The sequence below is a fragment of the Arthrobacter sp. G.S.26 genome (genome assembly GCF_050847375.1).
Classification (GTDB): Bacteria; Actinomycetota; Actinomycetes; order Actinomycetales; family Micrococcaceae; genus Arthrobacter.
Genome location: NZ_CP193752.1, coordinates 2353654 through 2366585, shown reverse-complemented (window position 1 = coordinate 2366585; position 12932 = coordinate 2353654). Strand labels below are relative to the sequence as shown.

Below are 12932 nucleotides of genomic sequence, written 5' to 3'. Positions count from 1 at the left end.
CGTCCTCGCATCCTGAACGGAACCGCCCGGCGACTGCTGGCGGCTCGCCACGCTCAACCCAGGATGTCGAGAATGACGAATTACCCCAAGGCCTCAGCCGTCAGCAGCAACGGCAGTGCAGGCGTGTCCGCGTCCGTGAAGTTCCCGGAGGTCGAAGAGCGGATCCTGAAGTACTGGGAGCAGGACGGCACCTTCCAGGCCAGCATCGATGCGCGCAGCGCCGACGCCCCCGGCGGCGCACCGGGCAGCAACGAATTCGTTTTCTACGACGGCCCGCCCTTTGCCAACGGCCTGCCGCACTACGGCCACCTCCTCACCGGGTACGCCAAGGACCTGGTGGGCCGGTACCAGACGCAGCGCGGTAAGAGGGTGGAGCGCCGCTTCGGCTGGGACACCCACGGGCTGCCGGCCGAACTCGAGGCCATGAAACAGCTCGGCATGACCGACAAAACCCAGATCGAAGCCATGGGCATCGACAAGTTCAACGACGCCTGCCGGGCCTCCGTGATGAAGTACGCCGATGAATGGCGCAACTACGTGACCCGCCAGGCCCGCTGGGTGGACTTCGACAACGACTACAAAACGCTCAACGTGGAGTACATGGAGTCTGTCCTTTGGGCCTTCAAGCAGCTGCACGAAAAGGGCCTGACCTACAACGGCTACCGCGTCCTGCCGTACTGCTGGAAAGACGAGACGCCGCTCTCCAACCATGAGCTGCGGATGGACGACGACGTCTACAAAAACCGCCAGGACCAGACCGTCACCGTCACGTTCCCCATCCTTGCGGGGGAGTCCGCCCTTTCCCGCGCGCTCGACGGCGTCCAGGCCCTTGCGTGGACCACCACCCCCTGGACCCTGCCCACCAATGCCGCGCTCGCCGTCGGCCCTGGCATCACGTACGCCGTCCTGCCGGCCGGCCCCAACGGCATCAAGGCCGCCGCTCCGGACGCCCCCGTGTCGGGCAGCTTCCTGCTGGCCGCGGACCTGGTGGGCGCTTATGCCAAGGACCTTGGCTACGAAAACCATGAGGCCGCGCAGGCGGCCGTGGTGTCCACCCACACCGGCGCCGAACTGGCGGGGCTGGCCTACCGGCCGCTGTGGGATGACTTCAGCGACACCGAAAAATACGGCACCGAGAACGCCTGGCGCATCCTGGTGGCGGACTACGTCACCACCACCGACGGCACCGGCATTGTCCACCAGGCTCCTGCCTACGGTGAGGACGACCAGAAAGTCTGCGAAGAGGCCGGCATCCCGGTGGTCCTCTCCGTGGATGAGGGCGCCAAATTCCTGCCCCTGTTCCGCGGCGGCGACCTGGACGCCATCGTGGGCCTGCAGGTTTTCGAAGCCAACAAGCCCATCACCCAGGTGCTGCGCGCCCAGGGCCGCCTGGTCCGCCAGGCCAGCTACGAGCACAGCTACCCGCACTGCTGGCGCTGCCGCAACCCCCTGATCTACCGCGCGGTGTCGTCCTGGTACGTGGAGGTGACCCAGTTCAAGGACCGGATGTCCGACCTGAACCAGGACATCAACTGGATCCCCGGCAACGTCAAGGACGGCCAGTTCGGCAAATGGCTGGCCAACGCCCGTGACTGGTCCATCAGCCGTAACCGCTACTGGGGCAGCCCCATCCCCGTCTGGCAGTCCACGGATCCCGAATACCCGCGCACCGACGTCTACGGCTCCCTCGCCGAGATCGAGGCCGACTTCGGCCGGCTGCCCTTGAACAAGGACGGCCAGGTTGACCTGCACCGCCCGTTCATCGACGAACTGACCCGGCCCAACCCGGACGATCCCCGCACCCCGGAGCAGGGCCAGTCCGTTATGCGCCGTGTTGAGGACGTCCTGGACGTCTGGTTCGACTCCGGCTCCATGCCCTACGGGCAGGTCCACTACCCGTTCGAAAATGAAGCCTGGTTCGACACGCACAACCCGGCCGACTTCATCGTCGAGTACATCGGCCAGACGCGCGGCTGGTTCTACATGCTGCACATCCTTTCCACCGCCCTGTTTGACCGGCCGGCCTTCCGCAACGTCATCAGCCACGGCATTGTGCTCGGCTCGGACGGACAGAAAATGTCCAAGAGCCTGCGGAACTACCCTGACGTGTCAGAGGTCCTGGACCGCGACGGATCCGACGCGATGCGCTGGTTCCTGATGTCCAGCCCCATCCTCCGCGGCGGCAACCTGGTGGTCACCGAGCAGGGAATCCGCGACGGCGTCCGGCAGGTCATCCTGCCCCTCTGGAACGTCTACAGCTTCTTCACGCTCTACACCAACGCAGCAGGCGGCGGCGCCGGCTACGACGCGAAGCTCCGGTACGACGGCTACACCGACACGCTGGATACCTACCTGCTGGCCAACACCGGCGAGCTGGTCCGGAACATGACGGCGCAGCTGGACACCTACGACATCTCCGGTGCCTGCGACGAGCTCCGCAGCTACCTCGACATGCTGACCAACTGGTACGTCCGCCGCAGCCGCCAGCGGTTCTTCGACGAGGACCAGGACGCGTTTGACGCCTTGTTCACCGCCCTGGAAACCGTGTCCCGGGCAGCCGCGTCGCTGCTGCCCCTTGTATCCGAGGAAATCTGGCGGGGCCTCACCGGTGGGCGCTCCGTGCACCTGGCCGACTGGCCGGATGCCGCCCTGTTCCCGGCCAACCCTTCGCTGGTCGAAGCGATGGACCGGGTCCAGCAGATCTGTTCCACCGGCTCATCCCTGCGGAAAGCGGCGAACCTCCGTGTCCGGCTGCCCCTGCAGGAACTGACGGTGGTGGCGCCCGGCGCCGGCGCCCTCGCAGGATTCGCCGGTGTGGTGGCCGATGAACTGAACCTCCGCTCCGTCCGGGTCCTCGACGCTGCCGACGCCTCACCGGAGGAATTCGGAATCGAGCAGAAACTGGTGGTCAACGCCAGGGCAGCCGGTCCACGGCTGGGCAAAAACGTCCAGGTAGCCATCAAGGGCGCCAAGTCCGGCGACTGGTCAGTAGACGCGGCGGGTCTGGTGGTGGCAGGTGGCCTGGCCCTTGAGCCGCACGAGTACACGCTCGAAACCGTGGTGGCAACGGCCGACGGCGGCGCGGCAGCAACTTCGGCCGTGGCGGTCCTGCCCGGCGGCGGTTTTGTGGTGCTGGACACCGAGGTCACGCCGGAACTGGAAGCCGAAGGGCTGGCAAGGGACATGGTCCGCGCCATCCAGCAGGCCCGGAAGGACGCCGGACTTAATGTCAGCGACCGGATCCGGACCGCGGTGTCCGCACCGCAGCGCGTCGTGGATGCGCTGTTGGCCAACGCCGAACTGGTCAAGGGCGAGACCCTCACCGTGGACCTCACGGCAGAACCCGCAGATGTTGACGAACCCGCCGTTGTGGTGGCCAAGGTGGAGGTCTAGGACATGACTGACGAATTTTCCGTAGAGAGCGTTTACGCCGAACTGCTGGGCCGTGCGCCCGAGAACAAGATGGAACCCCGGCTTGCGCCGCTGTTCCGGGCCATGGACGTCCTGGGGGAGCCCAATAAGGCGTACCCGATCATCCATGTGACCGGCACCAACGGCAAAACCTCCACGGCGCGGATGATCGAATCCGTGCTGCGGGCCCACGGCCTGAGCACCGGCCGCTACACCAGCCCCCATCTGACCAAGGTCACCGAACGGATCAGTATCGACGGGCACCCCGTCCCCGATGAGACCTTCGTCCGGATCTGGGACGAAATCAGGCCGTACCTGGAAATCGTGGACGCCGAGTTGGAAGCAGACAACCAGCCGCGGTTGACCTACTTCGAATGCCTCACCATCCTGGGCTTCGCCATCTTCGCCGACCAGCCCGTCAACGTGGCCGTCATCGAAGTTGGCCTGGGCGGCATCACCGACGCCACGAACGTGGGTGACGGCCAAGTCTCCGTGATCACGCCGATCTCACTGGACCACACCGACCTGCTGGGCGACACCACCGGCGACATCGCCCTGGAAAAGGCCGGCATCATCAAGCCCAACGGCTACCTCATCAGCGCCGCCCAGCCGTTGGACGCAGCCCAGGTCCTGCTGGAAAAGGCCCGCGACACCGGCGTTCCGTTCCGGTTCGAGGGCGTGGAGTTCGGCGTCGAGGACCGCACCGTTGCTGTGGGCGGCCAGATGGTCACCGTCCAGGGCATCGCCGGCCGGTACCCGGACCTGCTGGTCCCGCTGCACGGGGCGCACCAGGCGCAGAACGCAGCGGTGGCCGTCGCCGCGCTGGAGGCGTTCTTCGGCGGGGAAAAGGAGCTCGACTTCGAGGTCCTGCAGGAAGGCTTCGCCGCTGTCACGTCGCCGGGCCGGCTGGAAGTGGTGCGCACCGCGCCCACCATCATCGTGGACGCTGCGCACAACCCGGACGGCATCAAGGCGTCCGCCGCTGCCATCCAGGAAGCCTTCACCTTCACCCGGCTGGTTCCGGTGGTGGGTGTGCTCAAGGAAAAGGACGCCGAGGAGATCCTCCGCCAGCTCAAGGAGTCCCTGGGCGGGGAAGCCGAGGAATTCTGCTTCACGCAATCAAACTCCCCGCGTGCGGTTCCCGCAGCCGAACTCGCCGAGCTGGCCATCGAAATGGGCTTCGGTGAAGACAACGTGCATGTGGCCGAAAAGCTGGACGACGCCATCGAATGGGCAGTCGAACGCGCCGAAGCCAACGATGACCTGTCCGGCGCCGTCCTGGTGACCGGCTCCATCACGTTGGTGGCTGAAGCGCGGATCCTGCTCGGGAAGACGGAGGCCTAGCGGTGGCCAAGCTGACCAAGGCGCAGCGCAACTGGCGCCCGGGCATGCCCAAAAAACGCCGGTCCACCAAGGTGATGTTCGCTTCCACGGTCCTGCTCCTGGAAGCGTTTGTGATGTTCTTCGCCACCCTGGCCGTATTCGGCCTGCGGCGGGCGGAGTTCGCCCCCGGCCTCATCCTGGGCGTGGGCATCGGCCTGAGCGTGGTGATGATCCTGGCCTGCGCTGTCCTGCGCAAACCCTGGGGCATCGGATTGGGCTGGGTCCTCCAGCTGGTCCTGATCCTGACGGGAATCTTCGAGCCCGCCATGTTCCTGGTAGGCGTGCTCTTTGCGCTTGCCTGGTGGTACGGGATCCGGACCGGCACCCGGCTGGACCGGGAAGCAGCCCAACGGGCGCGCGACCAGGCCGAATGGGAAACAGCCCACCCGGACCAGGCCGCCGGATCCAGCCCGCCGCAGTCCCCGTAGACTTATCCCGAAACCCCCACCAACGCATTGGAGCAGTTGTGACTACAGAGCGCACCCTCGTCCTGATCAAGCCCGACGGCGTCGCCCGTAACCTGACCGGCGCCGTCCTGGCCCGGATCGAAGCCAAGGGGTACACCCTGCTGGAGCTGAAGAAGGTCGAAGCCACCCGCGAACTCCTGGAGCAGCACTATGAGGAGCACGTGGGCAAGCCCTTCTACGAGCCGCTCGTGGAATTTATGCTCAGCGGCCCCGTTGTGGCGGCCATCTTCGAAGGCCACCGCGTCATTGAGGGCTTCCGCTCACTGGCGGGCACCACCGATCCCACCACCGCGGCCCCCGGCACCATCCGTGGCGACTTCGGCCGGGACTGGGGCCTGAAGGTCCAGCAGAACCTGGTGCACGGCTCCGATTCGCCCGAGTCAGCCGAGCGGGAAATCGCGATCTGGTTCTAAGTCCCCACCTGCCCGTCCCGCGAGATGACACTTAAGGCCAATGTTCCCGAGGAACATTGGCCTTAAGTGTCATCTCGCGCAGGAGAGGACGGGTGCGGTGGGTGAACGCCGGGCTAGTAGCCTGAGGTTCCGGCGAACACCTGGATGAAGGCGAAGAAGATGGTGGCGGCAACCGCCACGTACAGCAGGGCGGTGATGATCCAGCCGGACTCACCCAGGATCCGTGCGGCGCCCGCGGGCAGGCGGATCACAGCGTGCGTGACGTTCCTGGCGGTGACCCAGACGGTCAGCGGGATCATGGCAGCCCACACGATCATGCACAGCGGGCACAGGATGTGGATGTCGTACAGGGCCTGGGACCAGAGCCACACCACAAACGCGAAGCCCAGGGTGACGCCTGCCTGCAGGCCCAGCCAGTACCAGCGGGAGAATTTCGCCCCGGACAGCAGCCCCATGCCCGTGGTGATGATCACGGCGAAGGCGACGATACCAATGAACATGTTGGGGAAGCCGAACAGCGAGCTTTGCCACGTGGTCATGACCTGGCCGCAGGAAATCCACGGATTAACATCGCACACCGTGGTGTGGTTGGGATCCTGCAGGACCGCCAGCTTCTCCAGGACCAGGGTCCCTGATGCCAGCCAGCCGATGGCGCCGGTGATGACCAGCAGCCATGCGAACGGCCGGTCGCGGGTCATGGTGGGCACCGACGGGGTGCGGCCGGGTTTGCGGTCCGGATCCCGGTCTGTGGCCTGACCGCCGCTGAGTGGTGAAATGCTGGGCATCGGTATGCGTCCTTTTCGTGGGGGTGCTCCTTGCCCGATTGTAACGCCGCCTGCTGGCAGGCCCCTTCAGGTCCGGCGGACGGACGGACCGGCCTCCGCCATGATTTACCCGGCGTATGAGAGAATGGTCATGGCTGGAAGCCGATCCACATTCGGCACTCCGGTCCGGTGGCTTGTTCCCAAGACCGCCAATGATGCGCAGGGTACGGTTCGGTGCTTCCGGACCAGGTTCCCGCGACGCTATTGAGCGGCACCTGGTTGTCTCGAGGAGAGCAACGGGTTTTCAGAACATCCCGCCGGCCTCCACGGGCTGCCGCACCCCAACGCCGGTGCGAACCTGGAGGTATCCACTTGACTTCCGTCAACGCCCGCGGGTTTTGACAATATATGCCCCAATGGGTGCCGGATGTGGCGGTACGTCAGGGGCAGGAGTTGCCACATATGGAAAATGAACAGGTTTCAGCCGTTACTGAAGATGCTGCGGCAGGCGAAGCCGCCGCAGCGCCGAAGAAAGCAACCCGGACCCGCCGCAAGGTTGCCCCCAAGGCCGCGGCAGACACCGCCGACGCCGGCACTGCAGGAGCCGAAGAAGGTGCCACAACGGCCGCCCCGGGTTCCGACACGCCGGCCGCAGCGGAAACCAAGGTTCCGGTCCGCCGGACCCGCGCCCGCAAGAAGCCCGAGGCAGCCGAGCCGCTGCCGGCCTTCGCCGAGGACGCCGCCCCGCTGGCAGACATCCCCGCAGCCGCCGCAGCTGAGCCGGCGCCTGCCGCGACGGAGGCGGAACCGGAAACCAAGCCGGTGCGCCGCCGCCGGGTAGCCACCCGGAAGACTTCCGCACCAGCCACCGAGCCGGCCGCGCCGGCCCCGGCCACCGAATCCGTCGCCCCGCCGGCAGCAGCCCCGGCCATCGCGGAGCCGGTTGTCGCGGAGCCCGTCCTTGCGGAGCCCACCCTCGAGGCTCCCGAGGTCACCGAAGAAGCCCTGAACGCGCACGTCTCGGCCGGGCCGGTTCCGGCAGCCGACGCACAGGCTCCCGACGAAACGCCCCTCAGCACCCCTCTCGAAGCCCCCGCTGCGCAGGGCTCCGACGATTCCGCCACGGCCTCGCTGTCCGCCTTCGGTTCCCTGTTTATGGAGCCCGGCGCCGGTTCCTCCGTTCTTTTCCAGGCCCCGGACCTCACCACGGTGGTGCGCCCCGCTGCTGCCGTTGAAGAGCCGGATGAGGACGACGCCGAGGACGGCGACCAGGACGATTCCGCCAGCCGCCGCCGGCGCCGCAGCCGCGGCCGCCGGGGACGCAGCCGCCTGGACCGCGACGCCACCGACACCGGCGACGGTGACGATGCCGGTTCCGATGAGCAGGACGAAGACGATTCCGACGCGGCCGGCCAGCTGGACGACGGCGTGACCTCCCGCCGTCGCCGGCGCCGCCGCCGCGGCGACCAGGACCTGGAACTGACCGGAGGCGGCGATGACGACCCGCCCAACACGGTGACCCGCGTCCGCGCCCCCCGTGCAGCCAGCGAGCCCGTGGTCAACAACCGGGTGACGAGCGTTAAGGGCTCCACCCGCCTGGAGGCCAAGAAGCAGCGCCGCCGCGAATCCCGCGACACCGGCCGCCGCCGTACCGTGATCACGGAGGCTGAGTTCCTGGCCCGCCGTGAATCGGTGGACCGCCAGATGATCGTCCGCCAGCGCGACGACAGAATCCAGATCGCGGTCCTCGAGGACGGTGTCCTGGCCGAGCACTTTGTGTCCAAGACCCAGCAGGATTCCCTGATCGGCAACGTCTACCTGGGCAAGGTCCAGAACGTCCTGCCCTCCATGGAAGCCGCTTTTGTGGACATCGGCCGCGGCCGCAATGCCGTCCTGTACGCCGGCGAGGTCAACTGGGACGCCGTCAACCTTGAAGGCAAGCAGCGCCGCATCGAGAACGCCCTCAAGTCCGGCGACACCGTCCTGGTCCAGGTGACCAAGGACCCCGTGGGCCACAAGGGTGCCCGCCTCACCAGCCAGATCTCCCTGCCGGGCCGTTACCTGGTGTACGTGCCCGGCGGTTCCATGACCGGTATCTCCCGCAAGCTGCCCGACGTCGAACGCAACCGCCTCAAGCGGATCCTTAAGGACCGACTGCCGGAGCACGCCGGTGTCATCGTCCGCACCGCAGCCGAAGGTGCCTCCGAGGAGGAGCTGACGCACGACATCAACCGGTTGCGCGCCCAGTGGGAAGGCATCGAAAGCCAGTCCACTTCCACCAAGATCCTCGCCCCGGAACTGCTGTACGGCGAACCGGACCTCACCATCAAGGTGGTCCGCGACGTCTTCAACGAGGACTTCTCCAAGCTGATCGTCTCCGGCGAGGAAGCCTGGGACACCATCGAGGCGTACGTGACCTACGTTGCCCCGGACCTGGTGGGCCGGTTGGAAAAGTGGACCAAGGACCAGGACATCTTCGCTGCCTGGCGCATCGACGAGCAGATCCACAAGGCCCTGGAGCGCAAGGTTTTCCTGCCCTCCGGCGGTTCCCTGGTGATCGACCGCACCGAAGCCATGACCGTGGTGGACGTCAACACCGGCAAGTTCACCGGCAGCGGCGGCAACCTCGAAGAGACCGTCACGAAGAACAACCTGGAAGCTGCCGAGGAAGTGGTCCGCCAGCTCCGGCTCCGTGACATCGGCGGCATCATCGTCATCGACTTCATCGACATGGTCCTGGAATCCAACCGTGACCTGGTGCTGCGCCGCATGGTGGAATGCCTGGGCCGGGACCGGACCAAGCACCAAGTGGCCGAAGTGACCTCGCTGGGCCTGGTCCAGATGACCCGCAAACGCATGGGCACCGGGCTCCTGGAAGTCTTCGGCGAGCAGTGCGAGGCCTGCGCCGGGCGCGGTGTGGTCACCCACGACGACCCGGTGGAGCACCGCCGCGCCACGATTGTGGCAGCCGAGCACCACGTCCAGCGCGCCGACACCCGGCAGGAACACCGTCCCAACGATTTCCGCAGCCCGGAGCCCCGCCCCGAACGCGTTGACAACAACCAGCAGGGCACACGCCCGGAGCGCAAGCGCCGCCGCGGCCGTGGCGGCCAGCAGCCCGAGCTGGCGCCGGCAGCCCCGGTCCAGGCGCACACCGTGCACCCGGAACCCGTGGACCCGGAGCGGCACGCCAAGGCTGAAGCCACCCGGCTGGCCCTGGCGAACATCGCAGCAGCCGCGCACGCCGCGCACCTGCACGACGACGAAATCGCCGCCGCCAGGCAGGTACCCGCCACGCCCGTGGACGCCGGTTCGCACGACGCCGACGCTCCCGCACGCCCCGGGGCGGTGCTGACCTTCGGGGGAGAGGAAGTTGTCCTTCCGTTTGTTGAGCACGCCGGTGACCAGCAGTCGCAGCCGGCGCTCACGCTGGACCGCCTGGCCGAAGCCTTCGCGCACCTCGGCGAACCGCTGACGGCACCTGCAGCTGCTCCCGCAGCGGCAGCACCCGTTGCAGCTGCGCCGGCTGCAGTCCCCGTTGCTGCGCCCGCCGCAGCCCCGGAAAAGGACTACTCGGACCACACGCTGGAGCAGTCAACGCAGCGCCGGCCGCGCCGCAACCGCAGTGCCAGCCGTGCCCAGGGCGCAGCCAACGAAACCTCGGTGCAGCAGCACCAGAGTGCGCCGTCGGCCACCCCTGCGCACACCCATTCCGCTAAGGCACCGGAGCCCGCGGCGGCTGCCGCCGCCAAGGCACCGGCCGCTGCACCCATCATCCTGGGTGTGGGCGTTCCGGCGTCGGAGCTCTAGGGACCAGGGGCACTGCCCCACCTGCATCGGAGGCCGGGAACCGCACATCAGTGCCGGTTCCGGGCCTCCGGCGTTGTCAGCGGGCAGCCGGCGTCACCTTTCCCTGTCCGGTGGCGGAACAGCTAGGCTGGGGACCGACACGGGGTGCCGCGCACAGGGCCGGCTGAGATCCACACCCGTTGAACCTGTCCGGTTAGCACCGGCGAAGGGATGTCTCTTGTCTTCGACCCTTACCGCGTCTGGCGCAGCCACACCTGCTGCTGCCACCACGCCTGCTGCGGACACCTCGGAAGCCATTCGCCGGGTCATTCCCCGGGTGCTCTCCATCGCCGGTTCCGACCCGTCCGGTGGGGCAGGGGTGCAGGCGGACCTTAAAAGCATCGCTGCGCACGGTGGCTATGGAATGGCCGCCATTACGGCCCTCACGGCGCAAAACACCCTGGGGGTGCAGGCTGTCCATATCCCGCCGGCGGACTTCCTGGCCCGGCAGCTTGAAGCTGTCAGCGCGGACATCACCATCGACGCCGTCAAAATCGGCATGCTGGGCGATGCTGACTCCATCCGCACCGTCCGCACCTGGCTCGAGGAAGTGCGGCCCGCCGTTGTGGTCCTTGATCCCGTTATGGTGGCCACCAGCGGCGACAGGCTGCTGCAGGCTCCGGCGGAGACAGCGCTGCGGGAACTGCTGCCGCTGGCGCACCTGATCACCCCCAACCTGGCCGAACTTGCTGTCCTGGTGGACGGCGACGTCCAACAGACCTGGGCGGGGGCACTGGACCAGGGAAGGCTCCTCGCCCTCGCCACCGGGGCCACCATCCTGGTCAAAGGCGGCCACCTGCAGGGACCGGGCTGCCCTGACGCGCTGGTGAACACGGCGGGCCTGCTTGGCCCCGAGGTGGTGGAAGTGCCGGGCGCGAGGGTGGATACCCGGAACAGCCACGGCACCGGGTGCTCGCTGTCCTCTGCCATGGCCACGGTGCAGGCGCGGCTGGGGGACTGGGAAGCCGCGCTGCGCGAAGTTAAGCCGTGGCTGGCCGGTGCCCTTTCGGCGTCGGACCGGCTGGGTGTCGGCGCCGGCAACGGACCGGTCCACCACTTCCACCACCTCACGGCCGTCCCTGCGCCCGGCCGGTTCGAGGCGCTGCTGTGGAAGGAAGCCGCCGCGGACCTGGCAGCCATCTACGAACTGCCGTTCATCCAGGGCCTGGTCTCCGGCACGCTCCCGGAGCGTGAGTTCGCTTACTACCTCTCCCAGGATGCCCTGTACCTTAACGGCTACTCGCGGGTCCTGGCCCGCGCCAGCGCCTTGGCACCCACCGAAGCCGAACAACTGTTCTGGGCGGGCTCCGCGCAGCAATGCCTTGAGGTCGAGTCGGAGCTGCACCGGACCTGGCTGGCGTCGCGGACCATCCAGCCGGACCTTGGCCCCGTCACCAAGTCCTACGTCGACCACCTGGCCGCGGCCTCGGCGTCGGGCGGTTACGCGGTGCTGGCCGCCGCGGTCCTGCCGTGCTTCTGGCTCTACGCGGAAGTCGGCCGGACGCTCCATGCACAGTTCGTCGCGGCGGGGGAGCCGGCGGGGCACCCCTACGCGGCCTGGCTGCGGACGTACGCCGATGAGGACTTTGCTGCGGCAACCAGGCGGGCGATCGGCATTGTTGATGAAGCCGCCCGCAACTCCTCCGAAGCCGGGCGGGCAGCCATGGTGGGCGCCTTCCGGCACTCCTGCCGGCTTGAAATGGAATTCTTCGACGCGCCGCGGCTGCACTCCTGAACGCGGGCCGGCTCCGGTACCGGTACTATGGTGGGGCACGGTACCGCGCCGGTACATGCCTGTGGTTGCTATCACAGGCGACCCGCCGCTGCCAGCCTCATTTGCAGCCGACGACGGAATTAGCGTATTCTTGATCTTCGGTGCTTACGCCAACACTTGGGTTATGACCCCACGGCGTTGAGGCACAGCGAGAAACCAGCCATTTACGAGTTGGATTCCGCACGCAAATTTAGTAATAAACGTCGAGAGAAGTGAGTTCCCAAGTGGTGTACGCGATTGTCCGCGCAGGCGGCCGGCAAGAGAAGGTTTCCGTTGGAGACTTCGTTACCCTGAACCGCGTCGCCGGTGGAGCTGGCAGCACCATTGAGCTGCCCGCGCTGCTCCTGGTGGATGGTGACAAGATCACCACCGCTGCTGCTGACCTGGCCAAGGTGACCGTAACGGCTGAGATCCTTCAGGACCTCCGTGGTCCGAAGATTGTCATCCAGAAGTTCAAGAACAAGACCGGGTACAAGAAGCGCCAGGGTCACCGTCAGGAACTGACCAAGGTCAAGATCACTGGCATCAAGTAACCACCCGGTTACCGTTTCGGTTTTTCAGCAGATTCCCCAGAATTTAGAGGCAGGCATTTCAGATGGCACATAAAAAGGGCGCGAGCTCCACTCGCAACGGCCGTGATTCAAACGCTCAGTACCTGGGCGTCAAGCGCTTCGGTGGCCAGGTTGTTTCGGCCGGCGAGATCATCGTCCGCCAGCGCGGCACCCACTTCCACCCGGGTGCCGGCGTAGGCCGCGGCGGCGACGACACCTTGTTCGCGCTGACCCCGGGAGCCGTTGAATTCGGCACCCGCCGCGGTCGTCGCGTCGTCAACATCGTTGCTGCTGCAGCTGCAGAGTAACACCAAGTTCTG

At 66.9% G+C, this 12932-nt stretch carries 9 protein-coding genes and 1 riboswitch; of the genes, 8 read left to right on the top strand and 1 reads right to left on the bottom strand.

Features of this window, described 5'->3' with window-relative positions; genetic code table 11:
- Window positions 1-72: 72 nt before the first annotated feature.
- The 4 genes from ileS to ndk are packed head-to-tail and all read left to right on the top strand — an operon-like array spanning window position 73 to window position 5674.
- Window positions 73-3393, top strand: a complete 3321-nt coding sequence (gene ileS / locus ACRB8A_RS10765) for an isoleucine--tRNA ligase (protein ID WP_432244682.1) — start codon at window positions 73-75, stop codon at window positions 3391-3393.
- A gap of 3 nt (window positions 3394-3396) precedes the next feature.
- Window positions 3397-4755, top strand: coding sequence for a bifunctional folylpolyglutamate synthase/dihydrofolate synthase (locus ACRB8A_RS10760; protein WP_285240126.1), 1359 nt, complete (start codon window positions 3397-3399; stop codon window positions 4753-4755).
- A gap of 2 nt (window positions 4756-4757) precedes the next feature.
- On the top strand, window positions 4758-5222 hold the full coding sequence (locus tag ACRB8A_RS10755; protein ID WP_432244681.1) for a DUF4233 domain-containing protein: 465 nt from the start codon (window positions 4758-4760) through the stop codon (window positions 5220-5222).
- Window positions 5223-5260: 38 nt separating this feature from the next.
- On the top strand, window positions 5261-5674 hold the full coding sequence (ndk, locus tag ACRB8A_RS10750) for a nucleoside-diphosphate kinase (RefSeq protein WP_050684718.1): 414 nt from the start codon (window positions 5261-5263) through the stop codon (window positions 5672-5674).
- A 113-nt stretch (window positions 5675-5787) separates the two neighbouring features.
- On the opposite strand, the gene ACRB8A_RS10745 is transcribed toward ndk, so the two are convergent.
- Window positions 5788-6459 (bottom strand): vitamin K epoxide reductase family protein, encoded by a 672-nt coding sequence (locus ACRB8A_RS10745; protein ID WP_056597812.1) that lies wholly within the window; start codon window positions 6457-6459, stop codon window positions 5788-5790.
- Between the two features lie 441 nt (window positions 6460-6900).
- Between ACRB8A_RS10745 and ACRB8A_RS10740 the strand changes: the two genes are divergently transcribed.
- The 4 genes from ACRB8A_RS10740 to rpmA all read left to right on the top strand — a co-directional run bounded on the left by ACRB8A_RS10740 (window position 6901) and on the right by rpmA (window position 12920).
- Window positions 6901-10248 carry an Rne/Rng family ribonuclease gene (locus ACRB8A_RS10740; RefSeq protein ID WP_432244680.1) on the top strand — a complete coding sequence of 1116 codons (3348 nt, stop codon included), beginning with the start codon at window positions 6901-6903 and terminating at the stop codon, window positions 10246-10248.
- A 130-nt stretch (window positions 10249-10378) separates the two neighbouring features.
- A riboswitch (TPP riboswitch) is annotated at window positions 10379-10476 on the top strand.
- Window positions 10466-12022 (top strand): bifunctional hydroxymethylpyrimidine kinase/phosphomethylpyrimidine kinase, encoded by a 1557-nt coding sequence (gene thiD, locus ACRB8A_RS10735; RefSeq protein WP_432244679.1) that lies wholly within the window; start codon window positions 10466-10468, stop codon window positions 12020-12022. Its footprint overlaps the riboswitch before it by 11 nt.
- A 263-nt stretch (window positions 12023-12285) precedes the next feature.
- The gene (gene rplU, locus ACRB8A_RS10730) at window positions 12286-12594 is read left to right on the top strand and encodes a 50S ribosomal protein L21 (RefSeq protein ID WP_015937330.1); all 309 of its coding nucleotides are present in this window, start codon (window positions 12286-12288) and stop codon (window positions 12592-12594) included.
- A 62-nt stretch (window positions 12595-12656) separates the two neighbouring features.
- Window positions 12657-12920: a 50S ribosomal protein L27 gene (rpmA, locus tag ACRB8A_RS10725; RefSeq protein ID WP_009372867.1), complete on the top strand. Its 264-nt coding sequence runs from the start codon at window positions 12657-12659 to the stop codon at window positions 12918-12920.
- Window positions 12921-12932 lie beyond the last annotated feature (12 nt).

Bases quoted from the DNA above. Each gene is read 5' to 3' on its own strand.
- ileS (WP_432244682.1), top strand. From the start codon at position 73: ATGACGAATTACCCCAAGGCCTCAGCCGTCAGCAGCAACGGCAGTGCA.
- ACRB8A_RS10760 (WP_285240126.1), top strand. From the start codon at position 3,397: ATGACTGACGAATTTTCCGTAGAGAGCGTTTACGCCGAACTGCTGGGC.
- ACRB8A_RS10745 (WP_056597812.1), bottom strand. From the start codon at position 6,459: ATGCCCAGCATTTCACCACTCAGCGGCGGTCAGGCCACAGACCGGGAT.
- ACRB8A_RS10740 (WP_432244680.1), top strand. From the start codon at position 6,901: ATGGAAAATGAACAGGTTTCAGCCGTTACTGAAGATGCTGCGGCAGGC.
- rpmA (WP_009372867.1), top strand. From the start codon at position 12,657: ATGGCACATAAAAAGGGCGCGAGCTCCACTCGCAACGGCCGTGATTCA.